At 69.7% G+C, this 19720-nt stretch carries 19 protein-coding genes; 8 read left to right on the forward strand and 11 right to left on the reverse strand.

The genetic code is table 11. The features are described 5' to 3' along the window. Positions 1–53: 53 nt before the first annotated feature. A complete protein-coding gene (locus tag D187_RS35015) occupies positions 54–1760 on the reverse strand; it encodes a glutamine--tRNA ligase/YqeY domain fusion protein (protein ID WP_002629233.1) in 1707 nt (568 codons plus the stop codon). Between the two features lie 282 nt (positions 1761–2042). Here D187_RS35015 and D187_RS35020 point away from each other — a divergent pair, with 282 nt between their 5' ends. After that, positions 2043–2492 (forward strand): hypothetical protein, encoded by a 450-nt coding sequence (locus tag D187_RS35020; RefSeq protein WP_002629232.1) that lies wholly within the window; start codon positions 2043–2045, stop codon positions 2490–2492. 9 nt (positions 2493–2501) lie between these two features. On the opposite strand, the gene D187_RS35025 is transcribed toward D187_RS35020, so the two are convergent. From D187_RS35025 to D187_RS57250, 5 genes are all read right to left on the reverse strand, one after another. Then, complete coding sequence (locus D187_RS35025; protein WP_002629231.1) at positions 2502–3464, reverse strand: ketopantoate reductase family protein; 963 nt, start codon at positions 3462–3464, stop codon at positions 2502–2504. Positions 3465–3505: 41 nt separating this feature from the next. After that, complete coding sequence (locus tag D187_RS35030; protein ID WP_002629230.1) at positions 3506–3970, reverse strand: STAS/SEC14 domain-containing protein; 465 nt, start codon at positions 3968–3970, stop codon at positions 3506–3508. Between the two features lie 129 nt (positions 3971–4099). Further along, positions 4100–5107 carry an ABC transporter substrate-binding protein gene (locus tag D187_RS35035; RefSeq protein WP_002629229.1) on the reverse strand — a complete coding sequence of 336 codons (1008 nt, stop codon included), beginning with the start codon at positions 5105–5107 and terminating at the stop codon, positions 4100–4102. Positions 5108–5167: 60 nt separating this feature from the next. Then, a complete protein-coding gene (locus D187_RS35040) occupies positions 5168–5902 on the reverse strand; it encodes an ABC transporter permease (RefSeq protein WP_211241609.1) in 735 nt (244 codons plus the stop codon). Continuing rightward, complete coding sequence (locus D187_RS57250; protein ID WP_002629227.1) at positions 5808–7490, reverse strand: ATP-binding cassette domain-containing protein; 1683 nt, start codon at positions 7488–7490, stop codon at positions 5808–5810. The genes D187_RS35040 and D187_RS57250 overlap by 95 nt, the downstream gene beginning before the upstream one ends. A gap of 337 nt (positions 7491–7827) precedes the next feature. Here D187_RS57250 and D187_RS35050 point away from each other — a divergent pair, with 337 nt between their 5' ends. Further along, positions 7828–8775 (forward strand): hypothetical protein, encoded by a 948-nt coding sequence (locus D187_RS35050; protein WP_002629226.1) that lies wholly within the window; start codon positions 7828–7830, stop codon positions 8773–8775. Between the two features lie 13 nt (positions 8776–8788). Here D187_RS35050 and D187_RS35055 read toward each other — a convergent pair whose 3' ends face one another. The 4 genes from D187_RS35055 to D187_RS35070 form a co-directional block, all read right to left on the reverse strand. After that, positions 8789–9262, reverse strand: coding sequence for an ankyrin repeat domain-containing protein (locus D187_RS35055; protein ID WP_002629225.1), 474 nt, complete (start codon positions 9260–9262; stop codon positions 8789–8791). 60 nt (positions 9263–9322) lie between these two features. Next, positions 9323–10726 (reverse strand): hypothetical protein, encoded by a 1404-nt coding sequence (locus D187_RS35060; protein WP_051256682.1) that lies wholly within the window; start codon positions 10724–10726, stop codon positions 9323–9325. Positions 10727–10757: 31 nt separating this feature from the next. Further along, positions 10758–11780, reverse strand: coding sequence for a hypothetical protein (locus D187_RS35065; protein ID WP_002628620.1), 1023 nt, complete (start codon positions 11778–11780; stop codon positions 10758–10760). Between the two features lie 268 nt (positions 11781–12048). Then, positions 12049–14181, reverse strand: a complete 2133-nt coding sequence (locus tag D187_RS35070) for an ATP-binding protein (RefSeq protein ID WP_020918487.1) — start codon at positions 14179–14181, stop codon at positions 12049–12051. Positions 14182–14407: 226 nt separating this feature from the next. Between D187_RS35070 and D187_RS35075 the strand changes: the two genes are divergently transcribed. The 6 genes from D187_RS35075 to ychF all read left to right on the forward strand — a co-directional run bounded on the left by D187_RS35075 (position 14408) and on the right by ychF (position 18233). Next, complete coding sequence (locus D187_RS35075) at positions 14408–14671, forward strand: AtpZ/AtpI family protein (protein ID WP_002628617.1); 264 nt, start codon at positions 14408–14410, stop codon at positions 14669–14671. Further along, positions 14668–15066, forward strand: coding sequence for a hypothetical protein (locus D187_RS35080; protein ID WP_002628616.1), 399 nt, complete (start codon positions 14668–14670; stop codon positions 15064–15066). Before D187_RS35075 ends, D187_RS35080 begins: the two co-directional genes overlap by 4 nt. After that, a complete protein-coding gene (gene atpB / locus D187_RS35085) occupies positions 15066–16124 on the forward strand; it encodes a F0F1 ATP synthase subunit A (RefSeq protein ID WP_002628615.1) in 1059 nt (352 codons plus the stop codon). Before D187_RS35080 ends, atpB begins: the two co-directional genes overlap by 1 nt. Positions 16125–16223: 99 nt before the next feature. Beyond that, the gene (locus tag D187_RS35090) at positions 16224–16454 is read left to right on the forward strand and encodes an ATP synthase F0 subunit C (protein WP_002628614.1); all 231 of its coding nucleotides are present in this window, start codon (positions 16224–16226) and stop codon (positions 16452–16454) included. A gap of 95 nt (positions 16455–16549) precedes the next feature. Then, a complete protein-coding gene (atpF, locus tag D187_RS35095) occupies positions 16550–17092 on the forward strand; it encodes a F0F1 ATP synthase subunit B (RefSeq protein ID WP_002628613.1) in 543 nt (180 codons plus the stop codon). Positions 17093–17123: 31 nt separating this feature from the next. Then, complete coding sequence (gene ychF / locus D187_RS35100) at positions 17124–18233, forward strand: redox-regulated ATPase YchF (protein WP_002628612.1); 1110 nt, start codon at positions 17124–17126, stop codon at positions 18231–18233. A gap of 66 nt (positions 18234–18299) precedes the next feature. On the opposite strand, the gene D187_RS35105 is transcribed toward ychF, so the two are convergent. After that, on the reverse strand, positions 18300–19598 hold the full coding sequence (locus D187_RS35105; protein ID WP_002628611.1) for a citrate/2-methylcitrate synthase: 1299 nt from the start codon (positions 19596–19598) through the stop codon (positions 18300–18302). Positions 19599–19720 lie beyond the last annotated feature (122 nt).

Here is a 19720-nt window from a genome sequence, read left to right on the forward strand (position 1 = left end):
ACCCAGCCACCTCAAGGGGCGGCTGGGTTTCAAACCTGCCGTGACGTCTGGCTTCAGCCGCCCTTGGCCTGTTCCTTGGCCCAGGTGTCCTTGAGCGTCACCGTGCGGTTGAACACGGGCGCTCCGGGCCTGGCGTCGGAGTCCACGCAGAAGTAGCCCAGGCGCTCGAACTGGAAGCGCTCGCCCTCGCTCGCCGAGCCCAGCGCGGGCTCCAGCTTCGCCGTGGTGAGGATCTCCAGCGAGTTCGGGTTGATGTTCTGCTTGTAGTTGAAGCTCGCGGCGGCCTTGGGGTCCTTCGGGGCACGGTCCGGCTCGGCCACGTTGAAGAGCCGGTCGAACAGCCGCACCTCGGCGTTCACCGCGTGCTGCGCGGACACCCAGTGGATGGTGGCCTTCACCTTGCGCCCGTCCGGGGCGTCGCCGCCGCGCGTGGCGGGATCATAGGTGCAGCGCACCGCGGTGATGTTGCCCGCCGCGTCCTTCTCCACGCTCGTGCACTTGACGAAGAAGGCGAAGCGCAGCCGTACCTCCTGGCCGGGCGCGAGCCGGAAGAACTTCTTGGGCGGGTTCTCCATGAAGTCTTCCTGCTCGATGTACAGCTCGCGCGAGAAGGGCACCTGCCGGGAGCCCAGGGACGGGTCCTCGGGGTTGTTCACCGCGTCGAGCATCTCCACCTGGCCCTCGGGGAAGTTCTCGATGATGAGCTTGAGCGGGCGCAAGACGGCCATGCGGCGCGGGGCGCGGCGGTTGAGATCGTCGCGCATCGCGTTCTCGAGCCGGCCCACGTCGATGATGGCGTCGAACTTGGTGACGCCCACGTCCTCGCAGAAGGCGCGCAGGGCCTCGGGGGTACAGCCGCGCCGGCGCAGGCCGGAGAGGGTGGGCATGCGCGGATCATCCCAGCCGCGCACCGAGCCACCCTGCACCAGCTCCAACAGCTTGCGCTTGCTCATCACCGTGTAGGTGAGGTTGAGCCGGGAGAACTCGATCTGCTGCGGGTGGTAGACGCCCAGCTCGTCGAGGAACCAGTCATAGAGCGGCCGGTGGTTCTCGAACTCGAGCGTGCAAAGCGAATGGGTGATGCGCTCGATGGAGTCCTCGATGCCGTGCGCCCAGTCATACATCGGGTAGATGCACCACTTGTCGCCCTGCCGGTGATGGTGGGCGTGGATGATGCGGTAGAGCACGGGGTCGCGCAGGTTGAAGTTGGGCGACGCCATGTCGATCTTCGCGCGCAGGGTGCGCGAGCCATCGGGGAACTCACCCGCGCGCATGCGGCGGAAGAGCTCCAGGTTCTCCTCCACGCTCCGGTCGCGGAAGGGGCTGTTGCGGCCGGGCTCGGTGAGCGTGCCGCGGTGCTCGCGCATCTGCTCCGCGTTCAGGTCGCACACGTACGCCTTGCCCTTCTGGATGAGCTGCTCGGCGTAGGCGTACATCTGCTCGAAGTAGTCCGAGGCGAAATAGAGCCGGTCGCCCCAGTCCGCTCCCACCCACTTCACGTCCTTGAGGATGGAGTCGACGTACTCCTGCTCCTCCTTCGACGGGTTGGTGTCGTCGAAGCGCATGTTGAACAGCCCGCCGTGCTCCACCGCCATGCCGTAATTGAGGTGGATGCTCTTGGCATGCCCGATGTGCAGGTAGCCGTTGGGCTCGGGCGGGAAGCGGGTGTGGACGCGTCCGTCGAACTTTCCCGACTGGTTGTCTTCCGCGATGATCTGCCGGATGAAGTGAACGGGCTTGTTGGACTCGGTCTCGGCCATGCTGGAATCGGTCTCCTGAGGAGCGAACACTCGCCCAACGGCTCCGGGACGTCCAGGGCCGAGGCAGGGGGCTCCCTGGAAAAGTCTCCCCGCGCGGGCGCTATTCCCAGCGGGCGGGTGGACGGGCGTCCGGTGGAACTCCACGAGGGGCCCCCCTCCCGGGGAGGGACGGGCGGCGGCGCTCCCCCTGGGCGCGGTGCGTCTCATACCTGGGGGTGGTCGCGACGGCGGACCCTCCATGTCATCGTTCCCACTGCTTCCCAGCGCAAGGAACGTCCGCCCATGCAACTGCGGCTCAAGTACCCTCCCACACCCGAAGCGGCGCCCCAGCACGCGGCCCTGTGTGTCTCCGCCGCCCTGCTCCTCAACGACATCGACCTGGACTACTCCGTCGACAGCGTGATGCGGCTGGACGGCCTGCTCGAGTACCTGCGTCAGGGGGGCCTGACGTCGGAGCGGATGGCGGAGGTCGTCTTCGCGTTCGGCTGTTACATGGGGGAGGTCTTCGTGCGCCGGGCGGGCGGCGCGTGGCGTGCCACCGTGGGCTCACCGATGGAAGGGGTCACCGGCTTCCCGCTCGTCATCCAGCTCGACGGTCACAGGTACTGCAATCCCATCGGCAAGGTGTTCAAGCGGTTGGATCAGGGCCCGGTCCACGCACTGCCGGCCTTCTACCGGCTCTACACCCGGTGGGACGCGCCCGCCCTGGGGCCCGACCCCGCCGTGCACTGAGCGACCGCTTCAGCCCTGGAACTCCTGGAGGTAGCGCACCGGCTGCCCCGCGCTCTTGCCCAGCGCGATGTAGGTGCTCAGGATGGCCCGGCCCTGGTCGCCCACCTTGGTGAAGTGGACGCGCAGGTAGGTCTCCAGGTCGATGGGCACGACCCGGGAGGCCACCGGCAGGAGCGCCTTGAACAGGGTGGGCCGGAGCAGCGGCAGCACGAAAGAGGCCTTCGCCCCCGTGTGCCGGGCGACGATGCGCACGGCTTCCCGTGCGGCGCGATGCACCCGCTCCAGGGAGTCCGGCTGGAGGAAGCGCTCGAAGCGCCACCCCGCCGCTTCCAGCCCGGCCACCGTCACGGTGAGCACCGCGGTGGGAAGGGCCGCCGCGCGGGTGGCATCCCCGGTGGCGCTCGCCGGATATCCCCCGGCCCGGAGCGTGCGCAGCACGGCCCCGAGGCGCTCCGGTGGGCCGCTGAACAGTCCTCGCGCGAGGGGAGGAAACCAGAAGGCCGTGCCGGAGGGGGGGAAGGTGTCTTCCGGCCGCAGGGGGGCGTGGAAGCTGAGGAAGGGAATCATCCCGGAGACGAGCCGCTCGGGGGGGATGAAGCGCAGGAGGAAGTCGCGGTCATCGAGCGCGGGCTGGAGCATCACCCAGGTGGCCTCCCCGGTGTGCCGGGCGAGCTGCTCCACCCAGTCTCCCGCGCGCAGGGCCGTGGAGGAGACGCACAGCCACACCTGATCGAAGCGCCGCCGCGCGGCCTCCGGCGCCGACACGAGGACGTCGAGGCCGGACAGGTGGGTGGGCTCGGGCGCGCGCTGGCGAGAGCCCAGCTCGTACAGCGTGTAGCCCCGTCGGGCCTCCTCCGCGTACTTCTCCTTCACGAGGAAGGACAGCTCACAGCCCGCGGCCCGCAGGTACTTGCCGAACACCTGGCCCACGGCTCCCGCTCCCACGAGCAGGACTCGAGGTTTGTCGTTCATGGGCCCCTCCTACCGCGCCTCCCCCGGGGGCGCACCTCTTCTCAGCCCACGCTCCTGCCGTGCTCCAGGCCGAAGTGCTCGAGGAGCGAGGGGCCCCCGCACTCGAGTCCGGACTGTCGCAGCTGGGCCGAGACCCAGGGCAGTGCCTCGGACATCCGGGGGAAGATGGCATGGGGCATGGTGAGGGGGCGCACGTGTTGGATGACGCTCAACAGCAGCCGCAGCGGCAGGGAGTCGGTGACGAAGGCGATGCCCACCACCCACTGGCGCATCCGCGCGTCCTCCAGCTTCATCCACTCCACCTGGAGGCGGCGCTGCTCTCCCGAGTTGGTGGGGCTCGACTGGCTCATGTCATGGAGAATCAGGTGCCGTTCGCGGCGATCGAGGTACCGGCTCCTCGCGGCGAGCAGCTCCGCGTATTGCGAAGTCGTCGTGACGCCCCTGTACCGGATGGTGAGCAGGGGCCAGAGCGACTCGTCGATTTCGATGTTCCGGGACGCGGGCACGGTCGACCTCCTCCTCCTTCCGGGTCATTCCGAGAAGAGGGGCAGGCTCTCCCACGCCATCATAGGTGAAATGTTCACGAGTCGACCAGCCAGGCGGACGGGCCGTCTCATGTCTCCTCACCTCCTGGCTCAGGGCGCCGGGCTCTCGCGCAGCACCTCCTCCAGCAGCGAGGTGTCCACCATGCCCGACAGGTCGGAGCTGGGGATGAACTGCAGTTGCCGCGCGTGCTCGGCGGCTTGTTGGAGCTGATCCGGCATGACGTCCATCGCGGGCTCGAGCCGGGAGAAGGCATCGCGCAGGATGGTCTCGGCCAGCGGCTTGCCGGTCACCTTGCCGAAGGCCGCGTTGACGCGGGGGATGAAGGTCTCGGGCTCGCGTTGCCACTGCCGGGTGAGCTCCACGTGGACGCGCAGCAGCTTCTTGAGGGGCTCGCGCTGCTGCTCGAGCGCCTGGCGTGTCGTCACGAGCACGGTGGTATGGAAGCGCCGCTGGGGCCACACCTGGCGCTCGTCCAGGAGGATGTGGCCGCCGCCCTCGGCGACCATGCGCGCGCCCCACGGCTCGGGTACCCAGGCGCCCTCGAGCTTGCCGTGGATGAACAGGCCGAGGATGTCCGGATTGGACAGCGGGGTGACGGTGACGTCGCGGTTGACCTTCAATCCTTGCTGGCCCAACCAGTGGCGCAGCGCGATGTCCTGGGTGTTGCCGAGCTGGGGGCTGGCGAGCGTCTTGTCCTTGAGCTGCGCGGGGGTGCGCGCCGTCTTCGTCACCAGCACCGCGCCGGAGTCCACCGCCACGGCGATGACGCGCAGCTCCCGTCCGCCCTTGAGGAAGGTGTTGATGGCGGGGCCGGTGCCCACGTACGAGGCGTCGAGCGAGCCTGCGGTGAGCGCCTCCATGGCGGCGGGGCCCGCGTTGAACATCTTCAGCTCCACGCCCGGCACCGCCTGCTGGAAGGCCCCCGAGTCATTGCCCACCAGGGCCTGGGCATGGGTGATGTTGGGGAAGAAGCCCACCCGGAGCGGATGCGCCGCGTCCTGCTTCGCCGCCGCCCCCTGTGCCGGCTGCTCCTTCTTGCAACCGGCCGCCGCCACACACAGGACCGAGAGACCTACCGCCAGAAGTCCACCGCGCATATGCCTCCGAGCGTGGAGTGGGCTCCAAGGCCCCTCCACGGAGAACCACCGCGAGCGCTCTCACCCCGAGACCAGACCCCAGCGGCGCCGCACGCGCGTCTCCACGGTCTGGAAGAGGACCCGGTCGATGAGGGTGCCCACGAGGATGATGCACACCATCACCGCCATCACCTGGGCCGTTTCCATCAGCTCGCGTCCCATGGTGAGCAATTGGCCGAGGCCCCCGGAGACGTACAGCAGCTCTCCGGCCATGAGCGCCCTCCAGGCGAAGCTCCAGCCCAGCTTGAGCCCGGTGACGATGCCCGGCAGGGCCGCGGGCAAGAGCACGCCGCCGTAGAAGCGCGCGCCGCGGATGCCGTACGTGGAGGCCACGCGCAAGAGCAGCGGGTCCACGCTCATCACCCCGTCCTCCACCGCGATGGAGATGGCCAGCACCGAGCCCATCACCACCACGAAGATGATGGAGGTCTCCGTCAGGCCGAACCACAGCAGCGCCAGCGGCAGCCAGCAGATGGAGGGCAGGGCCTGCAGGCCCACCACCAGCGGCCGCAGGGTGCGCCGCACGAGCGCGATGCGCCCCATGGCGAGCCCCAGGGGAACCCCGATGAGCACGGAGATGCCATAGCCCTGCGCGAGCCGGCCCATGGAGCGCGCGAGCGCGTCCCACAGCCGTCCATCCCGCGTCATCGCCCAGAGGCTGTCAGCGACCGCCCTCGGGCCCGGGAACAGGTGGTGCGGCCAGGGACCGAAGTGGGCCAGCAGCGCCCACACGCCCAACAACCCCACGAGGACCATCAGCTTTTGTCCCAGGTGCCACACCTTCATGGTGCACTCCCCGTTCACCCGGAGCGCCCGGGCCAGTCATGGACTCGCTCGCCTTGAGCATCACGCGGATGCGCCGCGCCAGCTCCACCAGGGCGGGGTCGTCCGGGCCCCGGGGCATGGGCAGTCGCACCTCCAGGTCCTGGAGGATGCGTCCGGGCCGGGGTGCCATCACCACCACCCGGTTGGCCAGCATCAGCGCCTCGGTGACGTCGTGGGTGACGAAGACGATCGTCTTGCGCGTCTCCATCCACACGCGCTGCAGCAGCTCGTGCATGTGCTGGCGCGTCTGCGCGTCCAACGAGCCGAAGGGCTCGTCCATCAGCATCACCTGCGAGTTGACCGCCAGCGCCCGGGCGAGCGCCGTGCGCATCCTCATTCCCCCCGACAGCTCATGGGGCAGGGTGTTCTCGAAGCCATCCAACTGCACGTAGCGGATGAAGCGGCTGGCGCGCTCGGTGCGCTCGGCCTTGGACAGGCCCCGGGCGGCGAGCACGAACTCCAGGTTCTGCCTCACCGTGAGCCACGGGAAGAGCGCCGCCTCCTGGAACATCAGCAGGCGGTCCGGCCCGGGGCCCTTGATTTCCTTGCCGTCCAGGCGCACGTGGCCGCCGGTGGGGCGGATGTGGCCCGCCAGCGCGTACAGCAGGGTGGACTTGCCGCAGCCCGAGGGGCCCAGGAGGCAGACGAACTCGCCCGAGCGGATGTTGAGATTGACGTCCTGGAGCGCCACCACCTTGTTGGCGTAGCGGTGCTGCATGCCCTTGACGGCGATCTTCGCCGAGTCCTCGCCCACGCGGGCGGGCACCAGCGTTTCCTTCACGGTCTCCTTCACCTGGCGCATGCCCCGGAACAGGGTGCGCCACAGGCGGGAGAAGGGTCCCGGAGTGGGCTGGACGGCCTGGGAGGCAGACGTGCGCGAGGCGGCGGGGTCGGCGAGGCTCATGGCTCGGTCGTAGCGCAACTGGCGCAGTTCACAGCTCGAGTGGAGGGGGTCATAGACGAGGCAGGTATCGATGGGACGGCAGTAGACGTGCAGCGAGATGGCCTGGCCGCCGCGCGCGCCCGGGCGCACCGCGTGCAGATCCTGGAGGGCGTCACGGGAGTCCAGGGCTCCGGGCAGCAGGGTCCGGCGCGGCCCCACGCGCTCGACGAGGGCGTAGCCCGGCGCCTTGCCTCCCGCCACGAGCCGGTAGTCCTCCACCTCCAACTCGCCGGCCACCGTCATCAGGCAGCAGTCCTGGCCGTCATGCCCATGCACGGGCGCGCGCGAACCGCGGCCCCACCCGAGCACGATGACCTCCATGTCCTCGTCCCGGTACACGAGCGTGCGCGTGTACCGGCCCGGTTGCAGCAGGGCATAGGGCTCCACCAGCCCGTGCGGCAGGCGGCTCTCGCGCATCACCTGCTCGATGGCCTGCATGCCTCCCCGGGCGTGGGCCCGCCGAAGCCGGTGGATGTAGTGCGCCAGGGATGAAGGCGCGGTGGCGAGGGTGTTGTCGTGCCGTCGGGTGGAGAGCGAGTCCCTTGTCTGCCACGGACCGCTGAGGCTTTCGTTCATGGCCGCTCTCCTTCCGCCCTCACACCTGACCCCGGGGTCGGGGTGGTACGTCTCGTCAAAGGTGTGTCCTCCACCTTCAGCCGCCAAGGCAGGAAGGGTGTCCCAAAATGGGATTTCCCCTGGTTTTGGGGAGGGGCGATCGACCGACCGAGTGGTCTCGACTGTCCGGATTGTCCGGCCCCGGACCCTGCCGGGGGTTACGGGCGAGGGTTCCAGGGAGCGCTCGCCCGCCAGGCCGGGCCCGGGCGGTGGAAAAAGCGGGGCTCCACGCAACTCCTTCTCGTTTTCAGAGAGAATCAAGAGACGGATTTCTCAGCGGATTTCGCAGGAGCCCCCCGTGTCGAGCATCGATCGCAACCGCAATCTCTCCTCTCCGATTGGAACGGGTGCCCGCCAGGGGCTCGAGAAGACGCCCACGACGGCGGCCCCCACGCCGAACACGGTGAAGCCCCCGGTGGCCGGTACCCCCAAGGGGCTGGCCGCGAAGTCGGACGCCTTCCTCGCGCCGACGGCGCAGCCCGTGTCCCTGTCGGGGACGGGCAAGCCCAAGGAGAAGGAGCTGGACGGCATGCTCGTGGGCGCCGGGGGCCAGGTCTTCGCGCCGGGCACGCCGCTGAGCCAGATTCCGGGCGTCACGCCGCGCAACAACCCCAACCCGGACAAGACCATCATCTACGTCAACGGCATCCTCACGCCGTTGGCCAACCAGTCCAGCGACCTGCAGGCCATCGCCGACAAGTCGGGCGCGAAGGCGATCGGCATCCACAACTCCACCGGGGGCGCCATCGCGGACCTGGCGCAGTGTGTGAAGGACAAGCTGGACAAGGGCAAGAACCCGGCCGTGGACACGCTGGCGGACACCGTCTACTCGGAGCTCAAGGCGGGCCGGCAGGTGAGCCTCATGGGCTACAGCCAGGGCGGCCTCATCACCGCCCGCGCCCTGTTCGACGTGCAGAACCGGCTGCGCATCGAAGATGGGATGAGCAAGGCCGACGTCGAGAAGACGATGGGCCGCGTGAACGTGGAGACCTTCGGGGCGGCCTCGACGAAGTACCCGGACGGGCCCAAGTACGTGCACTACATCAACAACCGCGATGCCGTGCCCACGCTCACCGGGCTCGGGGGCAGCTTCGATCCGCTCAGCTTCCTCAAGGACGCGGGCAAGGGCGCGGTGGTGCACCGCTTCGGCGACGGGGGCCTCAACCTGGTGAAGAACCACAGCATCCAGGAGACGTACCTCAAGCACCGCGTGCCCTTCGAGCAGGCACGCGCCAACCAGTTCTGAGGCCGTCGGCCGCTCAGGATTTCTTGTTGTTCTTCTGCGCGCGCTCGAGCCGCTCGAGCCGCTGCGTGGGGACGTCGTCGCCGAGCTTCTGGGAGACATAGGCGCTCGCCGAGGCGAGCTTGCGCATCAGCCCGCTGGGGGGAGGCGGCGCTTCCCTCGGCATCGAGAAGAAATCGGAGCCCACCTGGAGCAGCGCGCGCGCCATGTCCTGCTCGTCCGGCGAGGCCTGGGGATAGAAGAGCGCGGCGAGCCGGCGGTGGCCGTGCGCGGCGGCCTTGGTGAGGGCGGACTCGCCCAGGCGGTCGGTGAGGGAGGGATCCGCGCCCCCGGCGAGCAGCACCCGCGCGAGCGGCTCCTCCCCCCGCTCGGCGGCGAGCATGAGGGGGGTGCGGCCCTCGGCGTCGAAGGGGTTGGGATCGGCGCCCCCGGCGAGCAGGGCCTCCACGCGCGACACATCTCCCGCCACCACGGCATCGAAGAGGGACATGAACGACCTCCAGGGCGCGGAGCATGGCGCGTTCCCCCGCGCCGCGCCACCAGGAGGGCTCTAACGTCCGGGGTTGCGCGCGGGGGGCCGCGCCGTGGCGGGTGGGGGAGCGCTCGTCTGGAGGTCCGCGAAGCGCCCCTCACGCTCCAGGCGGAGGAGATCCTCGTCGGTGACGAACTCCTGCTTGAGCAGCTCGCGCGCGCGTTTGACCTTGGCGAGCAGCACGGGGTTGGTGATGGGGGTGCTGTTGTCGCGGGTGGGGCGGGGGGGAGGCCGCATGAGGGAGAAGGTGCCGCGGGCGGGGTGGCCGTCGGCGCTCACGCCCTCGAGGGCGTAGGTGATGGAGAAGACGCCGGGCTCGGCCTGGGTGTCGAAGGTGAGCTTCACCTCGGTGCCCGGGCCCTCGGGGATCTCCGACACGGGCAGGCTCGCGGATTCCACCTGCTCCGGGGGAGGCGGACCCTCCTTGTCACCGATGAAGGCGCGGGTGGTGGTGACGCGGGTGAGGCGCACGGGGCCGCGGAAGTGGTGGGAGAGGCGGAAGGTCTGCCGCACCACGCCGTCCGCGTCGAGCACGGGAAAGCGCGGCGTGCTGGCGGCGAACAGGGTGACGATACCCTTCTTGTCGAAGTTCTCGAAGGAGGTGTTGAGCACCTGGAGCGAGGAGCGGCCCGTCTCCTTGCGGCCCGAGGCATCGAAGACCTCCACGCGCACGAGGTGTTGCGTGTACTGGCCGCCGAGGCCCGGGCCGGGGGCGAGGGCATGCGAGACGAGGGGCCCCGAGGTGGTCTCGGGGGCGGAGTCGTCGAAGGTCCACACGTAGCGCGTGGGGACGAAGGGCTTGGGGGCGGGCTGTCCGGGGGCCACGGGCTTGTCCATCACGCGGGCGAAGAACTCGTAGTCGGCCTCGGAGTTGGGCAGGCGCCGGGACATGACGTGCACGAGCCGCTCGGGCTCGCAGTCCTTCACCCGGTAGGCGGGGATGGGCACGGTGACGGACACGTTGTCCTTGGTGAAGACGGTGACGCGGGGCAGCTCGTAGGCGCCGGTGTCGTCGCGCCACACGCGCACGGGGATGCGCTGGCCGGTGCCGTCGCCCACGGTGTAGTGCAGGTAGGCGTCGTTGCCGTCCGGGGTGTGGGCGCGCACGGAGATGAGGTTCTCCTCGCCCGAGCACACCTCCTCCTTCTCCACGCGCACCTCGTCGACGATGGGGAGCGCGGGCGTGGGCGCCTGGGGCGCCGGGGCCGCGGCCAGGGGCGTCGGGGCCGCGGCGGTGGCTGGAGCGGCCGTGTCGCCGGGGGACGGCGCGGTGCGGGTGCGCGCCTGGGTCACGGCGGGCGGCGCGTCTGGCTCCGCGCGCGACAACCACCAGCCCACGGCGGCTCCGAGGGCGAGGAGCGCGAGCAGCACCCACGTCGGGCGTCCGGGGCGCCGGGAAGGGTTCTCGGGGGTCGAGGTCATCTCGGGGGGAGCGTCCTGTCCGGGGGGAGAGCTACTGCCAGCACCCGTAGACGTTGCCGCCCGAGTTCCATTGGAGCTCGTGCGTGTAGTCCACGCCCCAGACGGTGTTCCTCATGGGGTGCACGCCCCAGCCGCCGATGCGATCCGGGCTGATGGAGGTGGCGGTGGCGTTGGGATCATCGCGCACGCTCTTCCAGTAGCCGCCCTCCGTGTTGTCGCACAGGTTGGTGGACATGCAGTTGGCGGCCTGGTTTCCGGCGTTGCCACACACGTTGTAGAAGGGGCAGGCGACGGTGAGCGCCGCGTTGATGAACCAGCCGAGCGACTGTTTGCACTGGTTGTAGACGCCCGTGTAGAGCGAGTTGGAGGCGTTGGCGATCGCCTCGTGCGAGTACGTGTGGGGCGTCACCTGTCCGCGGCCCGCGTAGTTGTGCGCGTAGGCGAGGAAGGTGGAACACACCATGCCGTTGTTCACCGAGTCGCCCGGCACATGGTTGACGGCCTGCAGGTCCCGGTATTGGAAGAGGGAGTAGCTGACGCGCTGCCCATGGCGCAGGGGCCGGTCGATGGCCTGACCGGGATCCGAATGGGACACGTCACTGACGTAGGGGTGGTTGTACCAGATGGCGTCGCCGATGATGGCGGCCTGGGTGGGATCTCCCTGCTGCCAGCCGGCCCACTCGGTGCCGTCATCCGTGTACATGTAATTGTAGATGCCGCCCTGGTTGATCTGCTCCAGGCCCGGGTAGCCGTACTGCAATTGCTGGCCATTCATCGGCTTGGTGCACACGCCCGGCCAGTCCGTCTGCTTGGGGGTGGCCATGGTGGCGTGCGTCACGCCCGCGCCGGGCCCATGCGAGAGCATCGAGTGGGTGCGGTACTCGCCAATCGCATCCAGCACGGAGCGGATGGGACCGGGGCCCCGGTTGAACACCACCGCTCCATTGGGCGCGTTCCATCCGGCGGCGGTCGAGCCACACCCCTCCGCCGCCTGGGCACCAGCCCCCCACAGCAGCGTGGACACCGCGACAGTCCCTGCGAGCAGTAGACGCATTACGACACCTTCATTGGTCACGAGGCTCGGCGCGATCGCGCCCGGATGCATGGTTCCCAGGGCGATGGGGCACCGGATCACACCGAACGAGCGGGAACGGAACCTGGGCCGCTCTTTCTTATTCCTCCCATGCACGGATGACCAGAGAGCCCCGGAAGAATCTCTTGACAGGGTGTGTCAAATGACTCCCGGACAACGTACTGGGATGCAAGGAGTACAGGCGACTGGACGGGCGCGCGAAGGTCTGCCTGGGGAGCGGGCGGGGAGCTCAGCCCTGCCGCGGCCCCTGGGGCTCGGGGGCGGCGGGGAGCTCCAACCGGAAGGTGGTGCCGCCGGTGGCGGGAAAGTCGATGGAGATCTGCCCGCCATGGGCATCCAGGTTGCGCCGGACGATGGCGAGGCCCAGGCCGGTGCCGGTGGCCTTGGTGGTGAAGAAGGGCTCGAAGAGGCGCGCGCGCAGGTGGGGGGGGATGCCGGGGCCGGTGTCGGTGAACTCCACGGTGGCGCCGGGGCCCTCGGCGCGGCGGCGCGCGGAGACGCGCAGCGTGCCGCCCTGGGGCATGGCCTGCACGGCGTTGAGGGCGAGGTTGAGGAAGGCCTGGCGCATCATCCGCTCGTCCACGGGGATGGGGGGCACGTCCGGCGCCAGCGCCCACTCCACCTGGACGTGGGCCTGGGCGGGGGAGGCCGCGTTGACGGCTTCCTCCAGCAGGTTCACCAGGGGGATGGGCTGGGGGTGGGGCTGGGCGGGACGGGCGAAGTCGAGCAGGTCATCCACGAGCCGGTTGAGGCGGTGGGCTTCCTCCGAGACGATGCCCACCAGCAGGTGCCCGGGGCTGTCGGGCTCCTGGTAGCGGCGCAGGGCGGCCAGGGCGTTGAAGATGGCGCCCAGGGGGTTGCGCACCTCGTGGGCGAGCACGGCGGACAGCTCGCCGAGCGCGGCGAGCCGCTCGCGCTCCACGAGCTGGCGCTGGGTGCGCTGCAACTCCTCGTGCAGGCGCGCGAGCTCCTCGGCGCGTCCGCGCACCTCCTGCAGCAGCCGGTGGGACTCGATGGCGGCGGCGAAGTGCACGCCCATGGCGCGCAGGGTTTCCTGCTCCAGGTGGGACAGGACGCGCCGCTGGGCGAAGGCGAGCACGAGCGCGCCCACCATGCGCGAGCCCGTCTTCAGGGGCACCATGGCCACGGCGGAGCGCTGGGTGTCGCGCAGGTGGGTGCGCGTGGGCTCGGGGAACTCCTCGACGTAGCGCACCTGGGGGTAGTCATGGCGCAGCACCGCGTCGGCCATGGTCCCGCCCAGCGGATAGCGCAAGTAGTATTGTGCCGCCTCCTTGCTGAGGCCCCGTTGCCAGACGAGCTGCATCTCATGGCTCTGCTCGAGCCACAGCAGGAAGCTCACGGACTCGCAGCGCATCAGGGCGAAGAGTTCCGCGGCGCCCGGCTCGAAGATGTCCCGGGGTTCCCGGGCGGTGGCGGCCACCGCGGCCAGGCGGTTGAGCGCGGCGAGCGCGGTGTTGTGCGTGGACAGGCGCGAGATGATGCGCGCGGAGGCCAGGGCGGCGGACACCTGGGCGGCGAAGAGGCGCACGGCGGGCAGTTCCTCCTCACTGAGCCAGCGCGCGGCCACCGTCAGCAGGGCGTGTCCTTCTCCCTCTCCATCGATGCGGGCGCACACGGCGGGCAGGGGGGCGAGCAGCCCGAGGAAGGCCCGCACCGGCTCTTCCCGGCCCTTGCCCACGAACTGATCCGCCTCCCAGGCGAGGCTCTCCGCATGGGCGGCTCCCTCCCGCCAGGCACGCCGCAGCAGGGGACTCCACGCGCCCTGGGCATCGACGAGGTGCTGCCCGTTGAAGCGGGTCTCCTGGGGGGTGGTGTGTTCGGCGATGAACGCATGGGCCAGCCGGACGCGGTCTCCCTCGGGAACCAGGTAGCCATGGGACAGCCCCAGCTCGGCGAGCCCCTCGAAGACGCGGTGGAGCACCTCCTGCTCGGAGTGGATACCCGGCAGCGAGGCGCCCAGGGTGGCCATGCGTTGCAGGACCTGGCGCTGGAGCAGGCGGTCGGACAGGTCGCGCACCAACACCAGCACGTCCGGCCCGGACACGGACACGTTGAGCTCCACGCGCAGCTCGCCCCGGGCGGCGCGCAGCGACGTCTCGTAGATTTCCGGGACGCGCTCTCCGCGCATCCGGCGCTGGTGCCGCTCGGTCATGAGCGGGGCCGCGTGGGTGGAGAACTGCTCGATGCACGCGCCCTCCACCTGCTCGCGCGGGTAGCCCATCAAGGTGCAGAACGCCGGGTTGGCATGGATGATGTGGCTGTCGCGGACCACGACCATGGCGTAGGGCAAGGCATCCAGATGGTCGTAGGTGCCCCCCCGGGCCGTTTCAGGCTTCGTCACGGGGAGGACGATGACATTCCGGCCCGGAGGAGGGAAGCGGAGCCGGAGAGGGGGGGGCCTGGACTTCGGCTTGACCCAGGCATTTGCCTTCCTTCTAGACCTGGACCCCCCGGCGCGTCTGAGTTGCGCGGCGCGCGCCTTCAGTGCTAAGCGGCGCCCGCGTGTGAGGACGGCGGGGCGGGCGAGGGCAGGCGAACCCGTGGTTTTCCCGAGGCTGGTCGAGGCGATGGCGGAGAAGGAGCCTGGGGACGAGACGAAGGACGGCGAGTTGTCGGAGACGGCCCGGCAGATGCGGGCGGCCCAGCCGTACATCGCCGCGGTGTGGAAGCTGGTGGGTGGAGCGGTCGTCGGGGTGCTGGGAGGCTACTTCCTGGACAAGGGGTTGGGGTCGTCGCCGTGGGGGATGCTGGGGTTGAGCCTGGTGGGCATCTCCGTGGGCTTCTACGGGTTCCTGCACGAGATGGCCCAGTTGGGAAAGAGGAAGCGGTGAGCGGCGGCGGCGAGCGGTCCTTTCGCACCTACGCGGGGTTGTCGGCGGGGGTGGCGGTGCTGGCGGTGGGTCTGGCGCTCTGGGTGCCGGGGCAGTTGGGGTGGGGACGGGGCGCGTTGTTGGGCGCGCTGTTGGCGGTGGGGTCGGGAGCGCTGGGGTTGTGGCTCAAGCGGCGGGCGTTGCGGCGGGACATGGTGGCCGCGCTGATGGTGGTGGCGGTGGTGTTCGGGCTGAGGGCGGCCCTGGTGGTGGTGGGGCTGGTCTGGGTGGTGCGGCGGGAGTGGGATGTGGTGGCGTTCGTGGCGGGGTTCTTCGGGACCTACTTCGTGCTGCAGTGGATTGAACTGAGCTATGTCATGGCCGCGTCGCGGAACGCGGCGGGCGGAGACGAGTGATGCGCAAGGCAATGATTCTTCTCGCCAGCCTGATGGCGGGCATGGCGTTCGCCGCTCCCACGGAGGGCGAGCACGCGGCGCCCCAGTCGCACCTCGAGAAAGAGGAGCAGGACGTGGCGGGCTACATCCTCCACCACGTCTCCGACTCGAACGAGTACGAGTTCGAGATTCCCCTGAGCGACAACCACATCCTCATCCACCTGCCGCAGTTCGGCATTCCGCTGCGCGCGGGCGTCTCCTGTGAGCCTCGCCCCACGCCGGATGGGCACGGCAAGGCCGTCCCCTCCTGGAGCGAGGGCTGCCTGGACCTGTCCATCACCAAGCACACGCTGATGATGTGGCTGGCGGCGGTGCTGCTCATCGGCTCGGTGCTGCTCTTCAGCAACCGCGACAAGTCGAAGCTGGTGCCCCGGGGCACGTCGGCCAACCTCTTCGAGATGCTCGTGCTCTTCGTGCGCGACGAGCTGGCCATCAAGAACATCGGCAAGGAGGAGGGCCCGCGCTACACGCCCTACCTGCTCACCGCGTTCTTCTTCATCCTCTTCATGAACCTGCTGGGCCTGTTCCCCTGGATGGCGACGGCCACGGGCAACATCGGCGTCACGGTGGCGCTCGCCCTGTGCACCTTCATCCTCACGCAGATCGCCGGCATCCGCGCCGCGGGCCTGGGTGGCTACCTGGCGCACCTCACCGGCGGCGTGGCCCCGTGGCTGTGGCCCATCATGATTCCGGTGGAAGTGCTCGGCCTGTTCACCAAGCCCTTCGCGCTCACCATCCGTTTGTTCGCCAACATGCTGGCGGGCCACATCGTCATCTTCTTCCTGCTCGGCCTCATCTTCATGCTCGGCCACCCCGCGGTGGCCCTGGTCAGCGTGCCCTTCGCCCTGGGCATCTACCTGCTGGAGCTGTTCGTGGCCTTCGTGCAGGCGTACGTCTTCACCATGCTCTCCGCGCTCTTCATCGGCATGGGCGTCGCCATGGCGCACCACCATGATGACCACGGCGCCGAGAGCAAGGAGCTGGGCCACAGCCACGACCACGGCCGTGCCCACATGTAAAGAACCTGGCGGTTCGAAAGGCCGCCGGAGGTAGTCCCCAGGGCCATCACGACCCCCCCAATAAGTGGGTCCCCTTCGCAAGAAAGAAGACGCATTCCCATGACCAGCATTGCGCTCGCCTTCCTCTCCGCCGGTATCGGTGCCGGCCTCGCCATCATCGGTGCCGGCCTGGGCATCGGTAAGCTCGCCGCCGCCGCCATGGACGCCACGGGCCGTCAGCCGGCCGCCAGCGGCGACATCCGCACCACCATGATCATCGCCGCGGCCCTCATCGAAGGCGCCACGCTGTTCGCGCTGGTCGTGTGCATCCTGCTCGCCATCAAGACCTGAGCCGGGCGCGTTGAAGCAGTTCCTGGTCTGGCGCCTTCCCGCATGCCGCGGGGGGCGTCGGCCACCACCCTGACGCCGTACCCCTGAAGGCCGCCATGTTCCTGCCCAACGTTCTCGCCGCCAGCAGCTTCGTGGAGGTCCGCCCGGGCCTCATCTTCTGGACGCTCGTCACCTTCATCATCGTCGCCATCATCCTGCGCTGGAAGGCCTGGGGTCCCATCCTCTCGCTCGTGGAGGAGCGCGAGAAGCAGATCTCCAGCTCCATCGAGGCCGCCAAGCGTGAGCGCGCCGAGGCCGAGAAGCTGCTCGCCGAGCAGAAGACGGCCATCGCCGAGGCCCGCCGCGAGGCCCAGGAGCTCCTGCGCCGCAACCAGCAGGAGGTGGAGAAGTTCCGCGAGGACCTGATGGCCAAGAGCCGCAAGGAGGCCGATGCCTTCAAGGCGTCCGCCCAGCGCGAGATCGAGGAGCAGAAGTCCAAGGCCATCGCCGAGGTGAAGGCCCTGACGGTGGACCTGGCCATGGAAGTGGCCGGCAAGCTGCTCAACGAGCGGCTGGACGACACCAAGCACCGCGCCCTGGCCGAGCAGTTCGTGCAGGGTCTGCCGCCCGCCAAGGGCGGAGCCGAGCGCCGCTCGTAGTCCCCTTCGTCAGGACGTATAGGAGTCCACCATGGCGCTCTCCATCGGCATCGTCGGTCTGCCCAACGTGGGCAAGTCCACCCTGTTCAACGCGGTGTCCGCCGCGGGGGCCCAGGCGGCCAACTACCCGTTCTGCACCATCGAGCCCAACGTGGGCGTGGTGCCAGTGCCCGACGAGCGCCTGGACAAGCTGTCCGCGCTGATCAAGCCGCTCAAGAAGATCCCCACGTCGCTGGAGTTCGTGGACATCGCGGGCCTGGTGCGCGGCGCCTCCAAGGGCGAGGGCCTGGGCAACCAGTTCCTCGCCAACATCCGCCAGGTGGACGCGGTGCTGCACGTGCTGCGCTGCTTCGAGGACGACAACGTCACCCACGTGGAGGGCGGCGTCAATCCGGTGCGCGACCGGGACGTGGTGGACACGGAGCTGTGTCTCAAGGACATGGAGACCGTGGACAAGCGCCGCGAGCGCTCCCAGAAGAACACGAAGATGGGCGGCAAGGCGGCCGAGGAGGCCAAGGCCGAGCTCGCGCTGCTCGATCGCATCAAGGCGGGGCTGGACGCGGGCACCACGGTGCGCGCGCAGAAGCTCACCGACGACGAGCGCGCCGTCATCCGCGATCTCTTCCTGCTGACGGACAAGCCCGTGCTGTACGTGGCCAACATCGGCGAGAAGCAGATCGGCAAGGAGGACTCCGACCCCTTCGTGAAGCAGGTGCGCGACATGGCGGCCAAGGAGGGCGCGGGCGTGGTGGTGCTGGCGGCCGCCATGGAGTCGGAGATCCAGCAGCTTCCCGAGGAGGAGCGTCCGGGCTTCCTGGAGAGCGCGGGCCTCAGCGAGCCGGGCCTGCACAAGGTGGTGCGCGAGGGCTACAAGCTCCTGGGCCTGCAGACCTACTTCACCGTGGGCGAGCAGGAGTGCCGCGCGTGGACCATCCACAAGGGCTACAAGGCGCCGCAGGCGGCGGGCGTCATCCACTCGGACTTCGAGCGCGGCTTCATCAAGGCCGAGGTCATGCGGTGGGAAGACCTCATCAAGCTCGGCAGTGAGTCGGCGGTGAAGGAGAAGGGCCTGCTGCGCGTGGAAGGCAAGGAGTACGTGGTTCAGGACGGCGACTGCATGCACTTCCGCTTCAACGTCTGAGCTGCTTGCCCCCGAGGGCAGGAGAGGGTGCCGGATGGACCGATGCTCGGGTCCCGGCACCCTCTGTCATTTCGACGCCTCCGGCGTGTCCGGCGTCCCCACGTAGCGGGCCCGTGGACGCAACAGCGCTCCCTGCTCGCGCTGCTCCAGCACGTGCGCCACCCAGCCCGCCGCGCGCCCCACCGCGAACAGCGCCGTCGCCGCGCCCGCCGGCAGCTCCAGCGCCGAGGCCAGCGCCACCAGGCCGAAGTCCACGGTGGGCCCGGGGTAGCCCGCCTCCCGCATCGTCTCCTCCACCCCACGCAACACCCGCACGGCCACGGGCTCCGGACGCAGTGCGTACGCGACCTCCAACAGCGGCGGTGTGCGTGGGTCTCCCTCCGGGTAGAGCGGGTGACCGAAGCCCGGCACGTTCTCGCCTCGCCGCAGCCGCTCGAGCACTCCCTGGCGCGCCCGCTGGGGAGTGCCCACCTCGTTGAGCAGGGCCTCGATGCGATCACACGCGCCGCCATGCCGCGGCCCCGACAGCGCCGACAACGCGGCACTCATGCACGCGTAGAGATCCGCTCCCGACGAGGCCGTCACCCGCGCCGCGAAGGTGGACACGTTCAGCTCGTGATCCGCGCACAACACCAGGGCGCGGTTCAACAGCTCGGGCGCGCGCTTTTCCGTGACGCCCCAGGCCACCGCCAGCGAGTCCGCCACGCTCCGCTCCTTGAGCGCCCGGTTCACTCGCGACGGGGCATGGCCTCCGCTCACCCAGGCCGCCAGGTGTCGCAGCAGGTGCCGGGCCCGGATCCGCTCCTGCTCCGCGGGGGCCGCGAAGCGCACGGCGTCCCATGCGCCGAGCAGCGGAACCACCGCCAGCAGCACCGTGAGCGGGGGCGAGTCCCCGGGAAGCAGCGCCGCCACCGAGGCGGGGGGCAGGGGCGGCTCGGGTGTGGGCCACCGCACGGGGCTCACCGGCAGGCTGCCCGTCCAGAGCAGCTCCGCCACGTCCTCCAGGCTCCGGCCCTCCACCGCGAGATTCACCGCGGAGTACTCCCGGTACGCGAGTCCTTCCGCGCCCACCCGTGATACCGCCGAGTCGATGACGGGCTCGCCCCAGCGCAGCGCGCCCGCCGCCACCGCCGCGTGCCCCGCGCGCGCGTCATGCCGGACCTTCAACCGCGCCAGGTCCGCTCGCACGTACCGCTTCTCCTTCGTCCCGGGCTCGGGCACGCACCGCACCAGCCCTCGGCTCACGTAGGTGTAGAGCGTGGCCCGCTTCACCCCGAGCAGCTCCGCCGCCTCCTGCGCGGACACCAGCTCCTCATGTCGACTGTCGAATCGCGATTGAGCAGGTGCCGCTCTCTCCTTGGCCATGTCTCGTATCTCCTCGTGGAGAGTGTCGGCTCGACTCGACTCGACGGGCCGTCGAGTCATGTCCGGAGATCGTACCCCATGCGGGTTGATGGGATGGGGAGTCCGACCGCCGCCGCGCCTGG

The organism is Cystobacter fuscus DSM 2262 (assembly GCF_000335475.2).
GTDB classification, from domain to species: Bacteria; Myxococcota; Myxococcia; order Myxococcales; family Myxococcaceae; genus Cystobacter; species Cystobacter fuscus.

Excerpts from the sequence above, each read along its gene's own strand:
- D187_RS35020 (WP_002629232.1), top strand. The coding sequence starts at position 2,043 with ATGCAACTGCGGCTCAAGTACCCTCCCACACCCGAAGCGGCGCCCCAG.
- D187_RS35065 (WP_002628620.1), bottom strand. The coding sequence starts at position 11,780 with ATGCGTCTACTGCTCGCAGGGACTGTCGCGGTGTCCACGCTGCTGTGG.
- D187_RS35035 (WP_002629229.1), bottom strand. The coding sequence starts at position 5,107 with ATGCGCGGTGGACTTCTGGCGGTAGGTCTCTCGGTCCTGTGTGTGGCG.
- D187_RS35090 (WP_002628614.1), top strand. The coding sequence starts at position 16,224 with ATGACCAGCATTGCGCTCGCCTTCCTCTCCGCCGGTATCGGTGCCGGC.
- D187_RS57250 (WP_002629227.1), bottom strand. The coding sequence starts at position 7,490 with ATGAACGAAAGCCTCAGCGGTCCGTGGCAGACAAGGGACTCGCTCTCC.
- D187_RS35105 (WP_002628611.1), bottom strand. The coding sequence starts at position 19,598 with ATGGCCAAGGAGAGAGCGGCACCTGCTCAATCGCGATTCGACAGTCGA.
- D187_RS35055 (WP_002629225.1), bottom strand. The coding sequence starts at position 9,262 with ATGTCCCTCTTCGATGCCGTGGTGGCGGGAGATGTGTCGCGCGTGGAG.
- D187_RS35025 (WP_002629231.1), bottom strand. The coding sequence starts at position 3,464 with ATGAACGACAAACCTCGAGTCCTGCTCGTGGGAGCGGGAGCCGTGGGC.
- D187_RS35040 (WP_211241609.1), bottom strand. The coding sequence starts at position 5,902 with ATGGTCCTCGTGGGGTTGTTGGGCGTGTGGGCGCTGCTGGCCCACTTC.
- atpF (WP_002628613.1), top strand. The coding sequence starts at position 16,550 with ATGTTCCTGCCCAACGTTCTCGCCGCCAGCAGCTTCGTGGAGGTCCGC.
- D187_RS35060 (WP_051256682.1), bottom strand. The coding sequence starts at position 10,726 with ATGACCTCGACCCCCGAGAACCCTTCCCGGCGCCCCGGACGCCCGACG.
- ychF (WP_002628612.1), top strand. The coding sequence starts at position 17,124 with ATGGCGCTCTCCATCGGCATCGTCGGTCTGCCCAACGTGGGCAAGTCC.
- D187_RS35075 (WP_002628617.1), top strand. The coding sequence starts at position 14,408 with ATGGCGGAGAAGGAGCCTGGGGACGAGACGAAGGACGGCGAGTTGTCG.
- atpB (WP_002628615.1), top strand. The coding sequence starts at position 15,066 with ATGCGCAAGGCAATGATTCTTCTCGCCAGCCTGATGGCGGGCATGGCG.
- D187_RS35015 (WP_002629233.1), bottom strand. The coding sequence starts at position 1,760 with ATGGCCGAGACCGAGTCCAACAAGCCCGTTCACTTCATCCGGCAGATC.